The organism is Mesorhizobium sp. M1348 (assembly GCF_040317925.1).
In the GTDB taxonomy this organism is placed as follows: Bacteria; Pseudomonadota; Alphaproteobacteria; order Rhizobiales; family Rhizobiaceae; genus Mesorhizobium.
In genome coordinates this window covers 1-21,969 of sequence record NZ_JAMYLH010000004.1, presented here as the reverse complement: position 1 = coordinate 21,969, position 21,969 = coordinate 1, and the positions used below count along the sequence as shown (strand labels likewise).

Genomic DNA, 21,969 nt, shown 5'->3' with positions numbered 1-21,969 from the left:
CGTTATGACAACATGAAGCAGCGATGCAAGCGCTATCTTCGTGGAGAGCTCCTGCCGGAACTGCGGCGTTTTCTTACTGTGGCCCATAAAGGCGCGAGATCACGTTTTGAAAACAGGTAATTAGCTGAAATCGCTCGAGCTGTTTCTCCCTGCCGGCCATGCCCCACCTACCGCAAAGGCCCTTGCGATCGAAGTCATGTCGTTATAATGAGATGAGAAAAGCTATGACTGCCTTTGCGGCTTTTGAACCGTCGTAGGGATCACAATATCGACAAGAATGGGAGACTGAGCATGTTTTCAATTCATCGACGCGCTGCACTCGGCCTGATCGGCGGCTTTGCCGCAGTCTGCGCCGGGGTCTTCACCGCACTGCCGGCCAAGGCCGACGACACCGTGACCCTGTGGAGCTGGCGCACCGAGGACGAGGCTGCGATGCGCCGCATCTTCGACGCCTTCGAGGCCAAGACTCCCGGCATTAAGGTCAACATCCAGTTCACCCCCGACGCCGACTACCAGAACCGGCTGAGCACGGCGCTGCGTGGCGGCCGCGGGCCTGATATCGCTCAGCTCAAGGCTTACGGCGAACTGCAACCGTTCATCGAGGGGGGGTATCTCGACGCGCTCGACGACAGCGTGCCGGAGCTGAAGAACATGCCCGATAGCGCGCTGGGCGGCGCTCGTGGCCGTGCCGACGGCAAGATCTATGGCGTGCCCTATTCGGTGCCGATGATGGGGGTCTTCTACAATCAAGACATCTTCGCCGCCCAGGGCATCGAGATTCCCAAGACCTACAAAGATTTCGTCGCCGCCTGCGAGAAGCTGAAAGGGGCGGGGATAACGCCAATAGCCGCCGGCGGTGCCAACGGCTCCGCCTGGGCGCTGGAGATCGGCGTCGGTGTTGTCGGCCCGACTATCTATGGCCCGGGCTTCTACGACGAAATGATGAGCGGCAAGGCGACCTTCGAGGATCCGCGCTACGTGGCTGCCCTGAAACGCTATGCCGAGTTGAAGCCGTATTTCTCCGACGGCTTTGCCGGTGTCGATTACACCACTTCGACACAGCAATTCATCGGCGGCAAGGCGGCGATGTTCTTCGGCGGCTCGTTCGAGAACGGCAGCTTCAAGGCGCAGAACCCGAAGCTGAAATTCTCGATTTTCCCATTCCCCGCCGACGATCCTGCCACCAAGCTCTACACCTCGGCCTTTTCGGACGGCTCCTATGGTCTCGTCTCTGAAAGCACCAACAAGGAGGCAGCGATCAAGGTGCTCAACTTCATGGCTTCGGCCGAGTTCGCGCAGCTCTTCGCCGACGAGTTGGGCTGGCCGCCGGCCCGTACCGACGTCACCGTGAAAGACCCGGTACTCGCCACGATGATGGAGATGTCGAAGAATTCCACACCCTATCTGACGCTTGTCGGCTTCCGCTGGCAGACGCCGACGGCCTCCTCGATCCTGCAGTCCGAGATCATCGACATGGTCGAAGGCAACATTACGCCGCAGAAGCTGGCGGCGGATATGCAGGCCGCTGTCAGCAGCTGGTTCAAGCCGAAGCAGTAGGCCGTCACACCCTGCGCGAAACAGCACATGATCGCCCGTCGCCGCAAAAGCAGCCTTCAGCGCACCCAGCAGCGCATGGCCGTGCTGTTCATCGTGCCGGCACTGGCCGTTTATGCGCTGTTCGTCCTTTATCCCCTGGTGATGTCGCTGTGGGGCAGCTTCTTCGTCTGGAGGGGCCTGCGCATGCTGGAGTTCGCCGGCGTCTCGAATTTTACCCGCCTGTTCGTTTTCCCGAGCGGTGGACGGCTCTATGGGGCGCTCTGGCACAACGTCGCCTGGTTCTTCGGCATCATGCTGTTCCAGAACGGCCTTGGTCTGCTGTTTGCCTGGCTGCTGTTCCTGCGCGACAAGGGCGCTGCCTTCTTCCAGTCGGTATTCTTCTTCCCGGCGGTGCTGAGCCCCGTCATCGTCGGCGCCCTGTGGCGGCTGCTGCTGGCTCCCGGCGGCACCATCGAATGGATGCTCAACGGCCTTGGCCTGCATCAAGGCAGCCTGACCGTCCTCGGCAACAGCCATACGGCACTAGTGATGCTGATCGCCGTCGACGCCTGGAACTGGATGGGCCTGCCGGTGCTGATCTACACCGCCGGCCTCAGGCAGATTTCGGCCCAGATATTCGAGGCTGCCAGGCTGGACGGCGCTGGCAGCGGCCGCATGCTGGTCTCGGTTGCCGTGCCTTTGCTGATGCCGGCCATCGGCACGTTGACGACGCTGTCGTTCATCAACACCTTCAACCAGTTCGACATCGTCTATGTCATGCAAGGCGTGCAGGGCAACCCAAGCTATTCCACAGACACGCTGGTGACCTATTTCTACCGGCTCGCTTTCGGCGCCGAAGGCGCAGTCGGTATCACCGATATAGGCCTGGCGCTTGCGCTCGGCACGCTGCTGTTCCTGATCCTGAGCGTCGGCACGCTTTTAATGTTGCGCTTCTTCGACCGTCGCACGGTGCAAATGTGAATATGCTCGCCATCCCTCAACAGCTTGCACGGCTGCCCGGCTGGACGGCGCTGGTTGTATGGACCGCAGCGGTGCTGTTGCCGCTCTACATTCTCGTCGTCTCGTGTTTCAAGACCACGGCGGAAATCTACGACAATAGGCTCGGCCTGCCGCAAAGCTGGGTTTTTGACAATTTCGCCGCTGCCTGGACGCGCGCCGATCTCGGCCAGAATTTTCTCAACAGCCTGATCGTCACCGCTGGTGCGGTGCTCCTGACGATTGTCGTGTCGGCAATGGCCGCCTATCCGCTGAGCCGCTACCGGCTGGGATGGAACGGCATCATGCTCGGCCTGTTCCTGGCCGGCATCATGCTGCCGATCCGGCTTGCCTCGGTGGAGCTGTTCACGTTGATGCGCAACCTTGGCCTGCTCGATTCGCTGACTGGCCTGATCCTCGTCTATTCGGCGATCCGCATTCCCTTCGCCGTCTTCATCTTCGCAAACTTCATGCGGGTCCTGCCGTCCGAGATCGACGAGGCGGCGCGCATGGACGGGGCCGGTGAGGCGCGCATCCTGTTCCAAATCGTGCTGCCGATGGTGAAGCCCGCTATATCGATCGTTGCCATCTTCACCGCCATCGCCGTCTGGAACGACTTCTTCTTCCCGCTGATCTTCATTTTCGACGACCGCTACAAGACCGTGCCGCTGGCCATCAGCGTGTTTGTCGGCCAGTTCCGCACGGATTGGGGCCTTGCGTTCGCCTCGCTTGCCATCTCCATGACGCCCATCCTGATCATGTACTGTCTGCTTGCCCGCCAGATTCGCGAAGGCGTCGGCTCCGGGGGAGGCGCGAAATGATCGAGGACAAGGTCTATGCCGCACGTACGATCCTGGTCGTCGGGGCGCATGCCTTCGATGCCGAGGTGATTGCTGGTCCACTGGCGGCGGCGGCAGTGCAAGGTGGCGCCGAAGTCACCTTCCTGCATCTCAGCATGGGCGAGCGGGGCCATCCAAGCCTCATCCCCGAGCGCTATCGCGTCCAGAAGGAGGAGGAGGCGGCAAAGGCGGCAGCGAGGCTCGGGGTTACCATGCGCAGTCTCGGGCTGCACGACGCCTTTGTGCCTTGCGACGACGAGACGGCGCTCAAGGTTTGCGATGTTGTCCGCGATTTGAAGCCGGAAATCGTCATCACCCATTGGCATGGCAGCTGGCACAAGGACCATCGCGCCGCGGGCCGACTGACGCAGGCCGGCATTTTCTTTGCGGCATTGCCGACGTTGAAGCGCGACCACGCCGCACACACGCCGCAACTGCTGCTGTTCGGCGAAAATTGGGAGGATGACGAAGGCTTTCGCACCGAGCACCTCGTCGATGTCAGTGACGGCTTCGACATCTGGAGTGAGGCGGTGCAGGAATACGAACTGGCACGTGGCCTGAGCAGTTTTCCCTACGTCGATTATTACAGCGCACTTTATCGGCTGCGCGGGTGCCTGCGCGGCACGCGCTACGCGCAGGGTTTTGTGGCGGCTTCGCAATCCTGGCATGCCGGCAGCGGGTTGTTCGCGCCGGCTGCCAATCGGAGCCGCTCTCGATGACACGCGTTCTCGCCATCGATCTTGGCGGCACCAATTTGCGCGCCGCTATCCATACCGGCGATGTTCGCTGGCTGGAGATGCTGAGCCGCGAGCCTGCGCCGGCAAGCCTTGATGCCTTCGTTGCTCGTATCGACGCCTTGCGCGCCGAGGCCGGCCCGGTCGAGGCACTCGGCCTGGCGGTGCCGGGGCTAGTCGAAGGCTCGGTCTGCCGCTGGGTTCCCAACCTGCCCTATCTCGACGGTATCGATGTGGCGGCCTTGTTTCCTCGTCTGCCTGTTGCCATTGGCAATGACGCGCAGATCGCCATGCTGGCCGAGGCGGTCGAAGGTGCTGCAAAAGGCATGTCCGACGCGATCCTGCTGGCGATCGGCACCGGCATCGGCTCCGCCGTTCTGGCCAATAACCGCATCGTCGCCGGTGCACATGGCGGCGCCTGCTCATTCGGCTGGGCTTGCGCCGACGTCGAAGATGAAGGCGAAGACCGGAGCGGCTGGCTGGAGCGCTTCGCTTCCGGGCGGGCGTTCGACGCCGCGGCGCGCCAGATCGGGCTGGCCAATGGCGGCAGGCTCGTCGAGGCCGCCCGGGCTGGCAAGACGGCCGCACTTGACGCCTTGGAGCTGCCGGCGCGCCGGCTGGGCACCGCCCTTGCGGGTGCGGTCGCGCTGCTCGATCCGCACGCGATCCTGATTTCCGGCGGCCTTGCCGATGCGCTGGACGTGGTAGGGCCGCCGCTGCTTTCGGCTTTGCGGCGTCAGCTGCCGCCGCATCTGCGCGACATCGTTCTGCGTTCCGGCGAATTCGGTTCCCGCGCCGGTCTCGTCGGCGCCTCGCTGGCCGGCCTCGCCGGAGCGCAGTGGAGGCAGATAAGATGAGCGAGCCGAGCTTTCAGCAGCCCGACCGCCGAAGGCCCGAGCCGCTGTGGTATCAGGTGGAAGAGGCCATCCGCGCCATCGTCAAGAGCGGCGAGTGGGCGACCGGCGACCAGATTCCGGCCGAAGACAGACTGTGCGCACTGTTCGGGGTGAGCCGTATCACGCTGCGTCACGCACTCCGCAATCTTGAGGAGCACGGGCTGCTCAGGCGCGAACATGGCCGCGGCACCTTCGTGCGCTCCACCACGCTGGTCGCCGGCACCCGCGAACTCACCAGCTTCACGCAGGAAATGGGCAATATGGGCGTGGTCGCCGGCTCGCGCTTGCTCGACTGCAGCCTGACCACCGCCAATGCCGCCGCGGCCGGGGCGCTGGAGATCGAGGAGGGCGACCCGGTGGTGCGCATCCGGCGGCTCAGGCTCGGCAACAACGAGCCGATCGGTATTCAGACGGCGCAGCTCTCGTCCGCGCGCGTGCCCGGCTTTCTCGATGCCGGCCTCCTGCAGGGCTCGCTCTACGAAGCGCTGGAACGCCATTACGGCATCGTGCCGGTCGCGGCGCGCGAAAACTACCGTGTCGGCGCTGTCGGGGCGGCGGATGCCGAGTTGCTCGATCTGCCCACCGGAAGTCCCGCTTTCGTGGTCGAGCGCATCACCACCGACGAGCGCGGCCCGTTCGAATTCACCGTCTCCGTGATGCGTGGCGACCGCTACGAAATCCGCTCGACGCTGCGTGCCGGTCGCGCCGCGCCAACCGCAAGAAGCTGAGCCATACCCAAGCCGACCCATAACAGGAGTACCGACGTGTCCGATCTTTACATACCCCGCCTTGCCGCCCTCATCGAACAGGCCTCGAAAGCCAATGCCGAAGCCTTTGGCGAAGCGGCCAGCCGCTTTGCCGACACGCTCGAGAGCGGCGGGTTGGTTCATCTTTACGGCTCGGGCCACTCGGTGTTGCCGGTCCAGGAAGTGTTTCCGCGCTACGGCAGCTATGTCGGCTTCAATCCGCTGACCGACCCGCGTGTCATGTGGCATAACGTGCTCGGCGCCGGCGGCGTGCGCGAACTTCTGTGGCTGGAGCGGACCGAGAAATACGCCGAGAAATTCCTCGACCACCAGCCGCTGAACAAAGGCGATTCGATCATCATCTTTGGCCACAGCGGCCGCAATTCGTCCGGCATCGACACCGCGCTTTATGCGAAAAAACGCGGCATCTTCGTCGTTGCGATAACTAGCAAGAACAATCTCGACAAGCCGGCGACGCACTCTTCCGGCAAACGGCTTGCCGATGCCGCCGACCTTGTCATCGACACCTGCTCGCCGATCGAGGATGCCATCGTGCCGGTCGAGGGCTGGAGCCGGCCGGTCTCCGGTTCGTCGACCGTGCTTGCCATGATCCTGGCGCATGAGCTGATCGCGCGCACCGCCGAGGCGCTTTCGAAACGCGGCATCGAACTGCCGGTTTTTGCCTCGCCGACAATTGCCGGCGTCACACTGCACGACACCGACGTCATCTATGGCGTCTATCGCGAGAAAATGCTCGAGGCGCAGAAGAAGCACCTGCCGACGTTCCAGGCGACCATGCGCGGCGAATGACAACCGGGCAGGGCACGCAAAACGCTAGGACGTAGACTCATCACCGCGTAGCCAGATGCGAGTTGACACGAGTTTCAGGGCAGCAAGGTAGTTTTCTGCCAGCTTGTCATATCGAGTTGCGATGCGACGGAACTGCTTGGCCTTGTTGAAGAACGTTCGACGAGGTTGCGGGCCTTGTAGAGAAAGGGGCTGAAGCACATCGGGTCCTTGCGGTTGGCCTTGGGCGGGATGTTGGCCCATGCCTTTTGCTCGGTGACGGCATTGCGCAAGGCGTTGGCATCATAGCCCTTGTCGGCGAGCAGCATGGCACCCTCGGGCAAATCCTTGATCAAGTCCGCTGTGTAGGCGATGTCACTCATTTAACCTGCCGTGAGCGTCAGCTTGATCGGCCTGCCTTCGGCGTCGACAAGAGCATGGATTTTGGTCGTCAGCCCGCATCGGGAACGACCGAGACAATAATCTCGATCCCCCTTTTTGCTGTCGCGCCTTGCTGATGGACGCGAACAATGGAGGTATCGATCATCTGCACCGTTGCATCGTGGGCTTTGGTGATGCCATGCATGAGGCGGTCCCACACACCTGCTTTCCGCCATCGAACGAAGCGATTGTAGCAGGTGGTGCGTGGGCCGTATCGCCCCCTGGAAGATCGCGGCATGGCGCACCCGATCGCAGCACCCAGAAGATGCCGTCTGCCCGCTGTGCCTGGACGGTGATCGTGCCGAAGAAAACCAGTGCTGCAGCGAACATTCCTCGTAATATTGCGTTTAACCATGAAAGACAACGATTCGCCCAAAGCATGCAAAAGGGCCCATCGGCTCTCGCGCCGCGATGCAAGGCCAGGAAAGCCTTACGCCAGATCAGTTTGTGAAAAGTCATCGCCCTTGTAAAGCAGGGCAAGCCGGTGAGCCTTCGCGCAAGCGTAGGCAAAACAATCGCCGAAATTGAGATCGGCTTTGTGCCCGACTGCTTTGCCGTATTTCATGCTGGCTTCGATCGCCCGGTCGCCGATGTCGCCGGATATCATGATTTCCTTGCCGGCGATCTCGATCAAAAAGGCGTCGACGGTATCACGGGCTTGCGCCAGTATGTCGGCCGTGGGCTTGGCGTTCTTTTTGATGGCTTCGGCCGATGCTCGCGCGAGACCCTGGACTGCCTCGAACCGGACGAGCGGGGAGATATACAGCGGCTTGGTCGCGGCCGCGAGCCGCTTTTCCAGTTCTTCCGCGCCAGGTTCCTCGTTCAGGATGGCAACGATCACCGAGGCATCGACGAACATCAGTCGTCGCTCCACATTTGGTCGGTGAATTTCTTCATATCGAAATCAGGGTTGGCCGGCCCGATCCGCCGCGCCATTTCCTTGACTTTGGCAAGTCTCTCGCGCAGCGGGACGCTGCCGCGGTTGCGCTCGATCTCATGGCGCAAGGCGGTTCTGACGGCCTCGGTCTTGCTGCGCGCGTTGGTAATCTGCTGCAGCTCGACGGCCATGGCATCGACGTCGGGATCGCGAATGAAGAGCGGCATTTGTATATCCTCTGAGTGATATATGTATATCATATCGCAGATATACTGGCCAGCGAATTCGCGAGCGGCGGTTTTGATAAGGAGGGGAGGGAGGAATGCAGCTCGCGAAAATCCGTCGGAAGGTTCGGTTCAGTCCTTGGAATTGCTCGGCGTCTGAAACACGTCGCTGCGGCCATGTCACTGTCAACGCCCACATGCCCAAGGCGCATCGGCGCTACGTACGCCGACGCCTGCGCATCCCAACATCCGCGGCGACCGATTGATGTCGATAGACCGCCCACGCGCCCGACGAGGCCAGCGCCAGCTGCATCGATTGCGTCAGGTTCATAACGGCCATAATCCCGGCCCAGCGAACTCTCTCGTTAGGGCAGCTCGGGGAGTGCTACGGCTGGATGCTCTTGGGAACATCCCGAGCGCATGATCCGGCGGCGAGGATAAACAATCTGAACCACGCGCTGCCTCCACATGATGGCGCCGGCGAACTCAACGAAGCCGTGCTGCCATTCGTGGTGAACTGGATAACACGGCCTATCTTCTCGCTCGAAAATTCGGCGGCCTCGACAATCATTGCCGGGGTTACCTCGACGGATCCCTTCGCCGTCTATCCGCGTCTCATCGGCTGTCGCGCTGATCCGGATTGACAGCCACCCGCAATTAAAGGGCCGTTTGATGACACCTAGGCCTCCCCAGCAGTATTAGTTCACAAAGCAGGTCGGCACCCCTGCCATCCGCTGGATCCGGTCAGCGTGTGCTTCGGGTTCGGGGTGCAAGATCAGGCGGTGCCATTTGCACGGATGGCGGCGAACCAACCACCACGGCAGGGGCGCCAGATTGCTCACCACGTTGGCTCTCTACTTCGCGGCTCATACCTTGGTGAGCAGCTTGCATCTCCGGAACGGTGAAAACCGGCACCTCGCCCTTGAAACCCTGGAGCTCAAAAGCGCCTGCCTGGACGACCGGCATCGATGCTCCTGCCGCAAAGCCGGGACCAAGCACCAGGGGGATGCCCAGCTTCTTGGTCGTCGACTCGAGCCGTGCCGTGCGGTTCACCGGGGAGCCGATCGCGGTGTAATCGAAGCGCCGTTCGGAGCCGAAATTGCCTACCGAGCAGATGCCGGTCTCGATGGCGACGCCGATTGCGATGGAGGGGTGGCCGTCCGCGGTGAAGGCGGCGTCTTCACGCTTCACCCGTTCGATCAGGGCAAGCCCCGCGTCGAGCGCGCGCTCGCGATGGTCCGGCTGATCAAGCGGCGCGTTCCAGAAGGCGAGCACCGCATCGCCCATGAACTTGTCGATGGTGCCGTCGCGCTTGAGGATCTCATCGGTCGCAATGCCGAGGAAGTGATTGACCACCTTGGCGATTTCCTGGGTATCGAGTTGTTCGCTCATCGTCGTGAAGCCGCGTATGTCGCTGAGCAGGATCGTAATCTCGCGCTTCTCGCCGGACAGGATCGCTTCGGTGTCCGAGCTTGCGAGGCGCTGCACCACGGAGGGCGACAGATACTGGGAGAACTGCCGTGCCAGGGTGGACCGGCGCTGCTCGCTGCGCCTGTAGAGAACATAGCCTTCGAAGCCGGCTACCAGGATCGTCGCAAGCGCCGGCTGCAGCGGGTCATAGAGTGCACCCTGCAGGCTGTATTCGAGAGCGCCGAACACGAACGGCGTGACGGCCAGCAGCACGAGAGCCAGGGCACCAAGCACGACGCGCCCGGCGAGCACTCCGGAAAGCCCGATGAAAACGACGGCACTGAGGACAAACCAGAGCCGCTCGAGCGTACGCGCGTGCGTTGGCTCTGCAAGGTAGCGCCCGGCAAGCATCTGGCCGATTGCATCGGCGTGGATGTCTGCGCCTGGTCGCGCTGGACGCGTCGGGGTGGGCAGGTACTGCGTCAGTCCCACGGCCGACAGATCGACAATGGCGATGGCGTCCCGCAGCCGCGGATCACTGCCGCCCGAAAGGATAGTGCTGGCAGATATGCGGGGCGTATCCGTGGCGGTTTCCCAGAGGCGGATGCTCCCCTCCGGCTCGAGCGGCACGATGGCGCCGGCCATCCTGAGTGCGTCGAACCCGGCGGCATTCATCCGGGCTATGTAGCCGTCCTGCCCGGCGTAAAGGCGCAGAAGCTCGAGCGCGAAGGACGGCCACAGCTGCACGCCTTGAGCGGTATTGCGAAGCCACAGCAGCGGCACATGGCGCAGTACGCCGTCGGGATCGGGCAAGGTGCGAATTACGCCGAGGCCCGCGGCGGCGTTCGAGAATTCGGCAAGCGAGCCGGTCAGGCCGGTGAAGCCGGGAAGTGTATCGGGTACCTGCCCGACGATCGACCAGCCGGCTTTGGGTTCTGCTTCTGAAACCGTCGCCTCATTGCCTAGGCTGACGGCAAGCGCCGTTCGATTTTTGGCCAGCGCCGCTGCCAGGCGCTTGTCTCCGCCGATGCCCTCAGGCGAGGTGTCGGCCTCGGGGAGTACCAGCGCAAGCCCGACCACCGCCGCGCCGGATGCGGTGATGCCATCGACCAGATCGGCCAAGAGGCCACGGTTCCAGGGCCATCGCCCATGTGCCTTGAGGCTGGCGTCGTCTATCGAGACGATCACGACAGGATTGCTCGTCGCCTGGCGTGGGGCGAGAAACTGGTAGAAGTCGTACGTCCGCTCACGCAGGCGCGACAACGGCCCGTCAAAAGCCAAATGGCAAGCGAGCAGCAGGAGCACGACCACAAGGCCGGATATTTTGCGCCTGCCAGCTTGCCGCCAATCAGCCCAGCGCCAACCGGCCAAAAGGCTCATGTCGTGCGGCCAGGCCTAATCGCAGTAGTAGTCGCAGCCCTCGCCATCGCCATCGCCCTCATCCTTCACCCCGCCACCGGCAGGTGGCGTTGGGCTGTCGGGGAACTCCATGACCACTCCTGGCAATGCGCCATCGCTGGACTCGCAGACCTTGAGCGAGCCGCCGAGTGCCGACGCACAAAGCGCGCTTACGTCCAATCCCGGACCCGGTGCGCCTGGCAGGCCGGTGCCGGCAATCCGGTCGATGCTGTCCAATATCGGGAAGGTGTCGATTCCGCCGTAGCCGGTCAGCAGCTTGCCATTTTCCGACGTGCAGGCGAAGCCCGGGTTTGTGATGACCAGCCGTTTGCCATTCATCGTGCAGGTCATGCGGCCGGCGCGCAGTATGCCGACGGTCTGGCCGGCTGCCACCAGCACTTCGATGATGCCGCCTCTGGCCCCGAGCACCATGTGCGGCGTCGCAACCTGCATGACGCCGCCTTTCGAAACCTGGCCGCCATAGAATCGGGCCAGGCCGCTGTTCATCCCGATGTCGATCTTTCCCGATCCGGATCCCGGATTGTAGACGAATTCATCGATCGTCAGGCTGGTGTTCGGACCAATCTTGGCGCTCGATTCGTCCCGGAACACCAGCATTCCAAGACCGGTGGGATTGCTGCGCAGCTGGTCGCCGAGTTCGACGCCCGCACCGACGTTCATTGTCCCGCCGTTGTTGCGGACGATGTTGGTCTGGTAGGCCGTCATCGACCCGACCGTGTCAGCGGCGGAAGGTGCCGCAAAGGCAAGGCAGGCGACAAAAATGGCGATCTGACGGTACGGGGTCCTCATCGCGGCCTCTTTCAATTGAGCGTCAACGTGTAGCTCATGAGCATTTCGAACGATTTTCGGTCGCGGTTGGCGATGTCGAAGTTGGTTTCGCGATAGGCGAGATCGACGCTGATCTTCTGCGCCTCCGTCAGCTGAAAATCGCTTTCCGAGGCAATGCGCCAGAAGTCGCTCTTGATATTTGTGCCGATGCCGACGGACAGATCGGGAGTGTTGCTGTGGCCGGCCGAAAAGGCGATCTGGTGCGACCATGCGAAAAGATCCGGTACGTTCATCAACAGGCCGCCATAGCGGACCTCGCCCGTGTAGCTGTGGCCGATTTCAGATCCGGAGGCGAAGTCATTAGAGCCGACAAAGCGCAGTCCGAGCGCCTGGCCATTGCGGAAGCGGTAGCTGCCGCCTGCCTCATAGAAAACCCTGCTATCGGCGAAAATGCCTTGCGAGGCGCTTAGATCGATGTAGCCGCCACCGGCGAAGAGCGTCGTCTCGACCGTCGGGCGTACAAGAAAGCGCCCACTGACGCCGACGCCGGTTTCCTGGATATCGCTGTCGAAGCGATCCGTAACTGTGAAGGCGGAAAGCAGCAGGCGCAGCGAATCGATCCCACTGTTGGGCAGCCCCTTGTCCCAGGTGATCGCGGCGTTGCCGTGGATGAAGGTCTCCTTGCTACCCGGAACCGACAGGTCTTCCGTGAAAAAACGCTGTGTCGCCGTCAATGACCCCGAAAGGACGAGAGCGTCGGCGCTTGGCGTGCCGAGGTCCCACCGGACAAAGCCTTCCGCCCGCCCATAGGGCGAGACGAAGCTGTCGTCGTCTTGCGCCCCGCCCGGCTCAAAATCGGTAAATGCGCTGAACACGCCGCCGGTCAGGGCGAGTTCCCAGGTGACGCCGCGCAACGCGCGATCGATGCGGGCGAGCAGGCGAGCAGCTTCCTGCTGCTCACTTGCGGACAAGCCACCGACTTCGATGCCGTACTGCACCTGCCGCCGGGCCAATTCATAGGAGCCGACATGATAGTACAACCGGCTGGCCGCCAGCCGGGCGCGCGCATCGCGGGGGTATTTGATCAGATACTGCTCGATTGACGAGATCGCCTGATCGTATTGTCCCGCGTTGACGGCAACTGTGACGAACTGGGCGAGCGTTCCGTTGTCGGCCGGACTGGCGATGCGGGCTGAAAAAGCATCGTCATAGGCAGAAAAAAGACCCTGCCCGCCGGCCGGCAATACGCCGGTACAAAGCAGCGCTGCGGCGCAGCCGGCGATCGTTCGAAACGAGAATTGCATGCCGAGAACCCACCCCAAACCCGACTAGTGCGAAGGACTTAGCACGACTACAAGAAAAAGGCGACTGAACGGATACCAGATCATGCGAGTCTCAGCAGCTGTTGCAGCTGCGCAACAAACCATCGGGTTCATTCGCATTTTGGCTGCGCTGGTTGTAAAAACATCTTCTCGGCGTTGCTGTAGCAAGTGAAGTATTCGGCACCGGTGGCAACTAACTCAAATCATCACCAGTCGTGGATCCCACAGCCGACAAGATCAATATTGTTTGCGCGATTCTGCGGGTACCTGGTCACCGAATGAGCCATCAAGGTCGTCCACGGCTCATCCAAAGGTCTTCCGTGGCAGTGCGCAAGCGGTCGGAGAGTTGCCGCGAGGTGCTTCTTACGACGCGCGCGCGATGCGGCACGGCTCTTGCTATTTCGTTGAACGCGACGAGGTCAGCTTATAGGAACTACATCTGTCCAGGGACGCGTCCACCGGACGCGCCTTGCTACAGCACGAGCATGGTGGCCAGCCCCAGCATCAGGCCCATGCCTACAATATCGGTCACGGTGGTGAGAAAAATCGCCGAAGCGACCGCCGGATCGGCGCCGACCCGGCGCAGGCCCAGCGGGATCAGCACGCCGGAGATTCCGGACATCAGGCACGATCCAGACATTGCGAGCAGGATCACAAGTGCCAGCATGGGCGCCTGGGCCGCCGACTCCGGTTGCCGCGAGGCGTAGAACCACATCGCCGCAGCCGCCACAAGACCGACGAGCACGCCGTTGGCGATCCCGAGCGCGCCCTCCCTCATCACCAGGTGCAGCTTCGGTCGTTTGTCCACATCGCCCAGGGCAAGGCCACGCAGCGTCATGGCCAGTGCCTGGCAGCCGGTGTTTCCGCTCTGCCCGGCCAAGACCGGGAGGAACGCTGCCAAGGCGACGATCTTTTCGATCGTGCCTGTGAACGAACTGACCACGAAAGCGGCCATGAAGGCCGTCAGCAGGTTCAGCTGCAGCCACGGATGACGCTTCAAGAAGGCTGAAATCAGCGGCGTAAAAGAACGCTCCTCCTTCTGGACACCCACCATCTGGCCAGACTGGGCGGAAATCTCAATGATTTGCTGCTCGAACAGCCGCCAGCCGCGGACCTGCCCGAGCAGCCGGTTCTCCGCGTCCACCACGGGATAGACAGGGTAGTGACGGCGTACCGCCGCCTTGCATGCGTCGCTCAAAGAGAGATCGACGTTAAGGGCGAACGGCCTGGGCAGCATGATCTGATCGACCATCGCGTCCGGTTCGCTCAGCATCAGATCGCGCAGGACCACCAGGCCAACCAGCTTATCGCCGCCCTCCGTGACGTAGAGATAAGTGAGCTCGGTCGGCACCTGGGTGCGTCTGACGGCCTCCACCGCGGCGGCTATCGTCGTGCCGACAGGAACGCTGGCGGGAATCGGGTCCATCAGTTCGACGAGCGACTCAGGGATCGCAAGGTCCTTGCCACCGGCATCAGGCTTGACAGGCCGCATATGCGGCGGCAAATGCTCCGCCACCTTACGGGCGTGCCTGTCCGGCAACAACTTTAGTGTGTCCCGGATGAACTCGGGAGATTCTCGGGCCAGCAATTCAGCCGCGTCATCAGGTGCTCGAGCACGCAGCGTGCGTACCAGCTTCTGAACGTCGTTCTCTTCCTTCATCTGCCGCCGCCCCCAAATTGCTAGTGTCTTGCCTCTGACAGTATGACACGGATCGGATCGCTCTGTCTGGCGCGCAGTGGCTCAAGCGCCTCGATCCCGAAATCTTCGCCTCTCGGGCGCCGAGTGGACCGAACCCAGACAGATCTGAGCCGTTGCGGCGTACATAAAGGCGGGCTGTAACCTCTGCGTGTCGCCGAGAATTTAACGTGTTGCGAACTTCACCGGTCTTTTTCTGAGGTCTGCGAGCAGCCGCAGATTATTGCGGTAGACCGGTCGATCGCACCTGGGGAGCGAACGAAGACTCGTTTCGAAAGTGGCATCTGTTCGGTAGTTGCATCTCACCTGACCAGCGATCCAGATTGGCTGGCATTCCTGGCCGTCATTGGGGATGCATATGAGCACACTATCGCGTCCTAACGTCGGCCAGAACTGCCAAAGTCGGCAGCGAGCCACTTCTTACAGCAAGAGATCGGGCTGCGATGCGTTTGATCCATACGCCCTTCGAGTGAAACGTAACGGGAGCGCTCAGGTCTGCTGATCGACGATATGATGGTCAGCATTTTGGCTTGGTGGTCGAGCACGGGCGAGGGCCCACCCACCCGTTAGGCAGCCGGGCGGCCGGCTGATTTCCGCTCTCTGCAATCGCTTGCCTGCTGCCAATTCGATTTTGAAGTTGCGAGAAGCCACGCAACCGTCATCAAGACCTTTGTCGGCCGTTTGCTGCAAGTCATTTGCTTTCCAGAGGGCGTGCCAGCCGAACGCCAGGCCCGCCGCCATTCTCGGGGATGAAGTCGACGCCACCGGCTTCCAATGCACGCTTCAGTGCTTCGATCGTCACTTGGTTGGCTTTCAATATGCCAGCGAGCGGCTCAAGCCGCTTGATGGTCGCGACTGACACCCTTGATTTCGCAGCGAGGGTTTTTTGATCCCATTGCAAAAGGGCGCGGGCTGCTCGCAACTGCTCACTCGTTATCATTATTATACCTACCGCATCATTTGATGCCAAAAGTCTTGACTAGGCCCACGATTTCACCTAAAACCGTAGAGTGGATGCTGCGCTCGCTTTCTCCGACAATACTCGACCCGGCAGGACGGGCCCGCGCGAAACGGCCGAATAAGGTGGTGCAACACCTTACCCGGCCTGACCACAACCCTAAGCTTCTGAGGAGCTCGGATCATGGCTGATTCCGACAATATCACGAGTCTGCCATTCGTCACCCGCAGGCGAGTGCTTGCGGGAACAGTGGTGGCTACTACCGCGTGGACGCTTGAAGGTAATGCGTCCGCAGGAACCAATGTGCCCGTTGACCCAGCTTTGGCACTTCAGCGAGAATGGCAGAGAGCCCACAAATTGACAGAGCGGCTTTGCCGCAGGCAGCAGCGCCTGGAGACGAGACTCGTCGAAGATATCGGCTTTCCTTGTGTAGACGTCCGCCTGCCCAATGGCGAGGAATTGACAGTCTATTCGATCGAGTCGCTCAATCAGGTGCTCGGCAACGGGCCGGATACCGCCGCTCTCCGGGAGAAGGCCGAAAGTGAGTTTGCTGCGCATCAGGCACGCTGGGACGCGGCTGCCGAGAAGACCGGTTACGCTGCTGCGCTCAGAGCCGAACGCGAAGCTGGCGAGCGGGCGAAGAATCTTCTGGAAGCCTTCTCAACCACCCCTGCTACGACTCTTGCCGGTGTGGCGGGCAAGCTCGATGCAGTGTTGCTCGAGGGCGAAGCGTGCGAGGAATGCTGTGACTTTCCTTGGCCACAAATCCGCTCAGCGTTCAGCGATCTAGTGCGCATCGCCGAAGCATTCGGTGCTGACCGGGTGGCCTCGAAAGATCCATCGTAACCCGGCTGAAACTCTCCGCCATTCCCGATGACCGTCCGGTCCACGATCGAAGTGCCCGGCGCCGTTCGTCGCGGTCTCGTCGCCTATGCTGAATTGCTAGGCCGCAAGTCGCCGACCCGGCACAGTCGGCTCCTCGATCCTGACTCGGGTTATAACAACTGACAGTGCGTTTGCCAGGCCCGGCGCACTCTGAGACCGGGTGACTGTTCGTGTCATGCCGGTCGGATGACTGTCAGCACGAATACCGATCGCGCAGGAATGAGATGAAGGTCGGCAGGGCCGGATTGGCGTTGGGGCGCCAACGGGCCAAACTGGAGATCTGGATTGGTTTGCCGCCGATCCGCAGCTTACGACAGGCCAAGGTGCAAAAGGATGCGCACTGACGTGATGTTCGACGATTGGAGGGAGCTCCACGCCGCGTCCAACAGCGTCGGCGAGCTGAAACGCTTCGCCCCTGCGCACCAGCAACGTCTCCTGGTACAAGTCGTGCCACTCGATGACGGAACGGCTGGCGAGGGAATGATTTGAGGCAAGAACAACAGCCAGAGTGTCTTTCCACAGCGTCAATTCGAACGCGCCGCCGGTAAACCGGAGGGGGAGGTCACGACCACGTCGACCTGGGTGGCACCCAGAGCGACCTCAGTTGATTGCATCCAAGGCTCGCCCGGCGAGGATGATCCCGTTGGAGCCGATGGAAAGCTTTTGTTGGTCATCTTTCCTGCCGGACCTGGCCAGAGTGAGTGTGTTGTCGAGCTCGAGCAGCACGGAGCGCAGACGCTCCAGGAAGCGCTAGCCGGCCGGGGTTGGGTCGACGCCGCGAGCATGGCGATGGAATATCCTCGTACCCGTCGCGTATTTGCCCTGGAGGGCATTCACCAGACGGATGACCCGGTCCTCGGACCAAACGCAAATCCCGCAAAATCGAACGCTTAGCGTTTGATGAGAAGGATTCTCGAGTTGCTGTGCGAACTGCGCCGTTCACATAGTCCCATTCGCTATGGTTTGCTGTGCCGTGCACGAAGCCATTTTCTGGCGTTTTGCGGAAAGACAGAGCTCCGTCGCTCGCACACGCTAACCCTCCTTGACCCAGTTCAGGACAGGCGCACGAGATGCTGGGTTCCTCGCTCGGAATAGCCTGATTGATTTTGGGCGCCCTGCTCAGGGATGATTGACTTGTCATCTTCGCAGCGATTGTCGACTACCAAAGAACAGCTTGCCGATCTTAAAGTTCGCTTCCAACGCCAGATCGAAGAATCCGGCTGGCTTTCCCAGATCACCGTATCTATCATTTCGGTTGAGACTTCGCGATGATTACAAAAGACGAGAACGACAGAAGCCCTCTAGGACTGAGCCAGCGGACGGTCGCCACCGGTGTGGCCGTTATGATATTGTTGGTGATGATAGGGCTCACTTATTTAGCGATCCGCTGAACAACACCCCAGGCAAATAGCCGAAGTATGTCTCACTTGAACAAATAGCCGTCTCAATTTGGCTTGATCGCTATCGCGCGACCATGGCAAGCTAGCCGACTGCGTGAGGCTGAATTTGGAACGCTACGAACTCGCCGCACCCGAGGGCGCGGAACAGCTCACGTCCGGTGTCGCGCCAGTTTTCATCTGCGAAGCGTACCATACCAAGCCGATCGAAAGATGATCGCGTTCATGCACTGGCATGACAACACTGCCCGATCGCGAGAAAAAGGCGTCATCAAGTCGCCCAAGGACTATAGGCTAAGCTGCCTCGCAGGCCAACTCACCTCTTTAATCGATTTCCCAAAGGGTGCGATGACAAACATCAGATATGCCGCAGCAGCGCACCAAAGCCCTGTTGAGGGAGATACATCTTCATCGCGCACGACGGACGATGACGAACAGCTATCAACGTATTCTTACTGGTAGCTTTCTGCACTGAGCGCCCGGCGTAGCTTTTGCTCTTCGCCGTTGAGCAGCCCTCTGCTTCCTGATACGTCGTACGGCTTCAACGATTCCGATTTGGCTTGTCTGGGCAAATCTGTATGCGGTATGCGTCCAACAGAGAAGCCGATCCGGCGCTCCGCCGGCCAACCGGCAAAGCTGCCGTTCTGCATTTGGGGTAAGCTGATGACCTTCGACGTTCAGGGCAAGCGCGTTTTCGTGGCCGGACATCGCGGCATGGTCGGCTCGGCCATCCTGCGCAGATTGGCCGACGAGGATTGCGAGGTCCTGACCGCCTCGCGCGCCGAGCTCGATCTTCTCGACCAGGCCGGGGTGCGGCGCTGGATGGCCGACCGCAAGCCGGATGCAGTGGTGATGGCAGCGGCCAAGGTCGGCGGTATCCTGGCCAACGACAGGCTTCCGGTCGATTTTCTGCAGGACAACCTCGTCATGCAGAACAATGTCATCGACAGCGCCTTCCGTAACGAGGTGCAGAAGCTGCTGTTTCTCGGTTCATCCTGCATCTATCCCAAATTCGCGGCGCAGCCGATCTCCGAGGACGCCTTGCTGAGCGGCCCGCTCGAACCCACCAACGAATGGTATGCGATCGCCAAGATCGCCGGACTGAAACTGTGCCAGGCCTACCGGCGCCAATACGGTGTCGACTACATCTCGGCGATGCCGACCAATCTCTACGGCCCGGGCGACAATTTCGACCTCAATTCCAGCCATGTCGTGCCCGCTCTGATGCGCAAGGCGCACGAGGCCAGGCGCGCCGGCCGCAAGAGCCTGGAGGTGTGGGGATCGGGCACGCCGATGCGCGAATTCCTGCATGTCGACGACGCCGCCGACGCCCTGGTCTGGCTGTTGAAGAATTATGCCGGCGACAGCCACATCAATGTCGGCTCTGGGGAAGACATCACCATTGCCGACCTTGCCCGCACCATCGTGTCGGTCGCCGGCGCCGATGCCACGATCACATTCGATCCGACAAAGCCGGACGGCACGCCGCGCAAGCTGATGGACGTATCGCGCCTGTTCGCCACCGGCTGGCGCCCGCGCTATTCGCTGCGCAGCGGATTGGAACAGACCTATGCCTGGTTTCTAGAGCACGTCGAGACCGGCGATCTCCGCCTCGGCGCGGCCTGAGGGTGGTACTGGCTTAACAAGACAAATGACTGTGCACCGCACCTGTGTTCCACTTCACCGCAGGCGCTGATTTCGTTTGCTGGCGGCGCAGCCGTTGCTGGCTGGTCTGTTCGAAAGCATAGGCGCAGTTGCCGCACTCCCAATCCATTTTATAGCAGTTGGCCTTCAAAAACGCCTCGGTGATCCCTGGCAATCGTCAACTGGCTGGTCATCAACGTGTCACGGCAAAAGTGCCTTATCGTTCCTACACTGATTGCCAAAGTCCGGCGACACGTCTGACCCATACAGCTGGTACCCGCGCGAGTGACTTGGAGATGATTGTGTTCCTCGACAATCGTAGGTCAGGCGAGGCGCGCACTTACATCTTACATCAAGAAAAGCCACTCGAAAACGGCTTGGCCACAATGGCATGGGCTGGTTGCGAGAAGAAAAAGGAACGGGTTTATCCGGAGGTCCATCCGCGTTAACGCGGTGCGCCCAAGGGAAGCCCTGTCGCGATCAGGGCCTCTCCGATCTGCGCTCGCAGAGTTCGTAAGATCGCTTGCCTCGCATCCGCACTCGCAACGGAAAACGCCTTAGAACGGCCTGTCCGGTGTCACATTGGGCAACGGCATAGCCGTTGCGACGTATCTCCGCGGAAGCGTCGGGCAAAATTTTAGAGCAGCGGACCCGGCTCGAGCAGAAGGTCCGCCGTTCCGGGTCGTTCAGATCACGAGAAACGAACCTGCTGCAAGCGACAGACCTGGGGAGAGAGTGGCGAACTGTATTTGAGCTGCGCCACCGATCCCGTCGCTGTCGAAGGACAGCGCCCCGGTTGAGCTGTTGTAGATGATATGGTCGGAGCTGTCATGCGCGGCCGTACCAGCAAAGTATGCGTCGGATGAAAGGCCTCCCAGTTTAAGCCCGGCAAAGACGGCATCGTCGAGGTGAATCTTGTCCTGGACCTTGTTGAAGTCGATGACCTTGTCGATATTACCGGCTCCAAGAGCGCTGTTGAACACAAATGCGTCGTTGCCTCCGTTACCGGTCAGGACGTCCGCGCCACCGCCGCCATTGATGATGTTAGCGCCGGCATTGCCTTGGATAGTCTGGGCAAAGCCGTTGCCTGTGAGATTGACCGCCGTCGTACCGGACTGGTTGTTGGTCGCGAGAAGTTCGATCTCCGATCCGGCCAAAAGGGCATGGCTCACCGAAGTTAACACTTTGTCAGTACCACCACTTATCGCTTCAAACACCCTGTCGCCGGTATTGTCGACAAAGAACGTATCATTACCGCCATAGCCTGCCATCGTATCGGCACCACCACCGCCGTTGATGACATTGGCGCCAGCATTGCCCCCGATGGACTGTACGAACTCATTGCCGCTTAGATTGATCGGCGTCATACCAGCATTGTTTGTGGTAGTGAGAAGCTCGACCTCCGCGCCGGCCAAAAGAGCATGACTCACCGCAGTGAACACCCATTCGGTGCCGCCGCCTACCGCCTCGAACACCCTGTCTCCGGCATTGTCGACAAAGTATTTGTCATTGCCGCCATAGCCTGCCATCGTATCGGCGCCACTGCCGCCGTTAATGACATTGGCGCCTTCATTGCCCCCGATGGACTGGGCGAACTCATTGCCGGTGAGATTAATTGCCGCGGTGCCGGCCTTGTTCGTGGTAGCGAGAAGCTCGACCTCCGCGCCGGCGGAAAGTGTATGGCTCACTGCAGCCAACACCCACTCCGTACCGCCGCCCACCGCCTCAACCACCTTGTCTCCGGCATTGTCAACATAATAGGTGTCGTTGCCACCATAGCCGCTCATCATGTCGGCGCCGCCGAGGCCGTTGATGACATTGGCGCCGGCATTGCCCTGGATGGTCTGGGCGAACGCATTGCCGGTCAGGTTGATCGCCGTCGTGCCGGACGGGCTGTTGGTGGCGAGAAGCTCGATCTCGGAGCCGGCCGCAAGCGCATGACTTACTGACGCGAACACTTTGTCGGCACCGCCGCCCGCCGCCTCAATCTCCTTATCGCGGACATCCTCGACATAATAAGTGTCATTGCCGCCATAGCCGATCATCGTGTGGCCGCCGGCGCCGTGGAACACATCGTCACCGCTGGTGCCGTACAAGGTGTCGCTTGTGTCGACGGGAGGCGGTTCGGTCCCGGAGGTAGCGAGGTTGTGCTCCCGGAAAACGGCCTGCAGTTCCGGGGAGCTTTCAAGCGCGGTGTCGCCGTTCTGCGTTCCCCATTTATAGGTGTAGTCGAAGGCAGGTGACGGCACCAGTGCGGCCCAATGATCGATCATAATTTGCATCTGTTCGGGAGTGGGCATGACCTGTCTTCCGCCGTCGGAAGTCTCCCAGTTACCGCCGCCGAAGGCCTGATAGACCGGAACGATATTGCTAACCGGGATGCCGGATTTCACCG

Annotated in this window: 19 protein-coding genes and 1 pseudogene; 10 read left to right on the top strand and 10 right to left on the bottom strand. The window is 61.0% G+C overall.

What is annotated here, in order from left to right:
- The first annotated feature begins 291 nt into the window (after positions 1 to 291).
- From NKH13_RS08990 to NKH13_RS08960, 7 genes are read left to right on the top strand one after another with little or no spacing between them, the layout of a single operon-like run.
- Positions 292 to 1,557: an extracellular solute-binding protein gene (locus NKH13_RS08990; RefSeq protein ID WP_352720088.1), complete on the top strand. Its 1,266-nt coding sequence runs from the start codon at positions 292 to 294 to the stop codon at positions 1,555 to 1,557.
- Positions 1,558 to 1,584: 27 nt separating this feature from the next.
- A complete protein-coding gene (locus NKH13_RS08985) occupies positions 1,585 to 2,517 on the top strand; it encodes a carbohydrate ABC transporter permease (protein WP_352720086.1) in 933 nt (310 codons plus the stop codon).
- 2 nt (positions 2,518 to 2,519) lie between these two features.
- Positions 2,520 to 3,353 (top strand): carbohydrate ABC transporter permease, encoded by an 834-nt coding sequence (locus NKH13_RS08980; RefSeq protein ID WP_352912252.1) that lies wholly within the window; start codon positions 2,520 to 2,522, stop codon positions 3,351 to 3,353.
- The gene (locus NKH13_RS08975; protein ID WP_352720083.1) at positions 3,350 to 4,090 is read left to right on the top strand and encodes a PIG-L deacetylase family protein; all 741 of its coding nucleotides are present in this window, start codon (positions 3,350 to 3,352) and stop codon (positions 4,088 to 4,090) included. The genes NKH13_RS08980 and NKH13_RS08975 overlap by 4 nt, the downstream gene beginning before the upstream one ends.
- A complete protein-coding gene (locus NKH13_RS08970; protein WP_352912250.1) occupies positions 4,087 to 4,962 on the top strand; it encodes an ROK family protein in 876 nt (291 codons plus the stop codon). The genes NKH13_RS08975 and NKH13_RS08970 overlap by 4 nt, the downstream gene beginning before the upstream one ends.
- Positions 4,959 to 5,729: a GntR family transcriptional regulator gene (locus tag NKH13_RS08965; protein WP_352912248.1), complete on the top strand. Its 771-nt coding sequence runs from the start codon at positions 4,959 to 4,961 to the stop codon at positions 5,727 to 5,729. Before NKH13_RS08970 ends, NKH13_RS08965 begins: the two co-directional genes overlap by 4 nt.
- A gap of 36 nt (positions 5,730 to 5,765) precedes the next feature.
- Complete coding sequence (locus tag NKH13_RS08960; protein ID WP_023722251.1) at positions 5,766 to 6,557, top strand: sugar isomerase domain-containing protein; 792 nt, start codon at positions 5,766 to 5,768, stop codon at positions 6,555 to 6,557.
- A 24-nt stretch (positions 6,558 to 6,581) separates the two neighbouring features.
- On the opposite strand, the pseudogene NKH13_RS08955 reads toward NKH13_RS08960, so the two are convergent.
- The 3 genes and pseudogenes from NKH13_RS08955 to NKH13_RS08945 all read right to left on the bottom strand — a co-directional run.
- A pseudogene (locus NKH13_RS08955) lies at positions 6,582 to 7,247 on the bottom strand (IS5 family transposase); the annotation flags it as partial.
- 157 nt (positions 7,248 to 7,404) lie between these two features.
- Positions 7,405 to 7,833, bottom strand: coding sequence for a type II toxin-antitoxin system VapC family toxin (locus NKH13_RS08950; RefSeq protein WP_352912246.1), 429 nt, complete (start codon positions 7,831 to 7,833; stop codon positions 7,405 to 7,407).
- On the bottom strand, positions 7,833 to 8,078 hold the full coding sequence (locus NKH13_RS08945) for a type II toxin-antitoxin system VapB family antitoxin (protein WP_023722247.1): 246 nt from the start codon (positions 8,076 to 8,078) through the stop codon (positions 7,833 to 7,835). The genes NKH13_RS08950 and NKH13_RS08945 overlap by 1 nt, the downstream gene beginning before the upstream one ends.
- A 392-nt stretch (positions 8,079 to 8,470) precedes the next feature.
- Here NKH13_RS08945 and NKH13_RS08940 point away from each other — a divergent pair, with 392 nt between their 5' ends.
- The gene (locus NKH13_RS08940; protein ID WP_352699633.1) at positions 8,471 to 8,719 is read left to right on the top strand and encodes a hypothetical protein; all 249 of its coding nucleotides are present in this window, start codon (positions 8,471 to 8,473) and stop codon (positions 8,717 to 8,719) included.
- Positions 8,720 to 8,819: 100 nt separating this feature from the next.
- Here NKH13_RS08940 and NKH13_RS08935 read toward each other — a convergent pair whose 3' ends face one another.
- The 5 genes from NKH13_RS08935 to NKH13_RS08915 form a co-directional block, all read right to left on the bottom strand.
- Entirely contained in the window at positions 8,820 to 10,865 is a 2,046-nt protein-coding gene (locus NKH13_RS08935) for a CHASE2 domain-containing protein (protein ID WP_352912243.1), read from the bottom strand.
- 15 nt (positions 10,866 to 10,880) lie between these two features.
- Entirely contained in the window at positions 10,881 to 11,693 is an 813-nt protein-coding gene (locus NKH13_RS08930; protein ID WP_352912241.1) for a FecR family protein, read from the bottom strand.
- A gap of 11 nt (positions 11,694 to 11,704) precedes the next feature.
- Complete coding sequence (locus NKH13_RS08925) at positions 11,705 to 12,976, bottom strand: tetratricopeptide repeat protein (protein WP_352912239.1); 1,272 nt, start codon at positions 12,974 to 12,976, stop codon at positions 11,705 to 11,707.
- A gap of 490 nt (positions 12,977 to 13,466) precedes the next feature.
- Positions 13,467 to 14,654, bottom strand: a complete 1,188-nt coding sequence (locus tag NKH13_RS08920) for a magnesium transporter (RefSeq protein ID WP_352885160.1) — start codon at positions 14,652 to 14,654, stop codon at positions 13,467 to 13,469.
- A gap of 727 nt (positions 14,655 to 15,381) precedes the next feature.
- The gene (locus NKH13_RS08915) at positions 15,382 to 15,552 is read right to left on the bottom strand and encodes a transcriptional regulator (RefSeq protein WP_352912237.1); all 171 of its coding nucleotides are present in this window, start codon (positions 15,550 to 15,552) and stop codon (positions 15,382 to 15,384) included.
- A gap of 279 nt (positions 15,553 to 15,831) precedes the next feature.
- On the opposite strand from NKH13_RS08915, the gene NKH13_RS08910 reads away from it, so the two are divergent.
- Positions 15,832 to 16,494: a hypothetical protein gene (locus NKH13_RS08910; protein WP_352912235.1), complete on the top strand. Its 663-nt coding sequence runs from the start codon at positions 15,832 to 15,834 to the stop codon at positions 16,492 to 16,494.
- Positions 16,495 to 17,133: 639 nt separating this feature from the next.
- Here NKH13_RS08910 and NKH13_RS08905 read toward each other — a convergent pair.
- Entirely contained in the window at positions 17,134 to 17,259 is a 126-nt protein-coding gene (locus NKH13_RS08905; RefSeq protein WP_352912233.1) for a hypothetical protein, read from the bottom strand.
- A gap of 1,334 nt (positions 17,260 to 18,593) precedes the next feature.
- On the opposite strand from NKH13_RS08905, the gene fcl reads away from it, so the two are divergent.
- The gene (fcl, locus tag NKH13_RS08900) at positions 18,594 to 19,556 is read left to right on the top strand and encodes a GDP-L-fucose synthase (RefSeq protein ID WP_352912231.1); all 963 of its coding nucleotides are present in this window, start codon (positions 18,594 to 18,596) and stop codon (positions 19,554 to 19,556) included.
- Between the two features lie 704 nt (positions 19,557 to 20,260).
- Here the strand turns inward: fcl and NKH13_RS08895 are convergent.
- Positions 20,261 to 21,969: autotransporter outer membrane beta-barrel domain-containing protein (locus NKH13_RS08895; protein WP_352912229.1), on the bottom strand; the 1,709-nt coding region annotated here is incomplete at its 5' end.

What these genes read in the sequence shown, in the direction of transcription:
- NKH13_RS08990 (WP_352720088.1), top strand. Translation starts at nt 292, where the DNA reads ATGTTTTCAATTCATCGACGCGCTGCACTCGGCCTGATCGGCGGCTTT.
- NKH13_RS08985 (WP_352720086.1), top strand. Translation starts at nt 1,585, where the DNA reads ATGATCGCCCGTCGCCGCAAAAGCAGCCTTCAGCGCACCCAGCAGCGC.
- NKH13_RS08980 (WP_352912252.1), top strand. Translation starts at nt 2,520, where the DNA reads ATGCTCGCCATCCCTCAACAGCTTGCACGGCTGCCCGGCTGGACGGCG.
- NKH13_RS08975 (WP_352720083.1), top strand. Translation starts at nt 3,350, where the DNA reads ATGATCGAGGACAAGGTCTATGCCGCACGTACGATCCTGGTCGTCGGG.
- NKH13_RS08970 (WP_352912250.1), top strand. Translation starts at nt 4,087, where the DNA reads ATGACACGCGTTCTCGCCATCGATCTTGGCGGCACCAATTTGCGCGCC.
- NKH13_RS08965 (WP_352912248.1), top strand. Translation starts at nt 4,959, where the DNA reads ATGAGCGAGCCGAGCTTTCAGCAGCCCGACCGCCGAAGGCCCGAGCCG.
- NKH13_RS08950 (WP_352912246.1), bottom strand. Translation starts at nt 7,833, where the DNA reads ATGTTCGTCGATGCCTCGGTGATCGTTGCCATCCTGAACGAGGAACCT.
- NKH13_RS08945 (WP_023722247.1), bottom strand. Translation starts at nt 8,078, where the DNA reads ATGCCGCTCTTCATTCGCGATCCCGACGTCGATGCCATGGCCGTCGAG.
- NKH13_RS08940 (WP_352699633.1), top strand. Translation starts at nt 8,471, where the DNA reads ATGCTCTTGGGAACATCCCGAGCGCATGATCCGGCGGCGAGGATAAAC.
- NKH13_RS08935 (WP_352912243.1), bottom strand. Translation starts at nt 10,865, where the DNA reads ATGAGCCTTTTGGCCGGTTGGCGCTGGGCTGATTGGCGGCAAGCTGGC.
- NKH13_RS08930 (WP_352912241.1), bottom strand. Translation starts at nt 11,693, where the DNA reads ATGAGGACCCCGTACCGTCAGATCGCCATTTTTGTCGCCTGCCTTGCC.
- NKH13_RS08925 (WP_352912239.1), bottom strand. Translation starts at nt 12,976, where the DNA reads ATGCAATTCTCGTTTCGAACGATCGCCGGCTGCGCCGCAGCGCTGCTT.
- NKH13_RS08920 (WP_352885160.1), bottom strand. Translation starts at nt 14,654, where the DNA reads ATGAAGGAAGAGAACGACGTTCAGAAGCTGGTACGCACGCTGCGTGCT.
- NKH13_RS08910 (WP_352912235.1), top strand. Translation starts at nt 15,832, where the DNA reads ATGGCTGATTCCGACAATATCACGAGTCTGCCATTCGTCACCCGCAGG.
- fcl (WP_352912231.1), top strand. Translation starts at nt 18,594, where the DNA reads ATGACCTTCGACGTTCAGGGCAAGCGCGTTTTCGTGGCCGGACATCGC.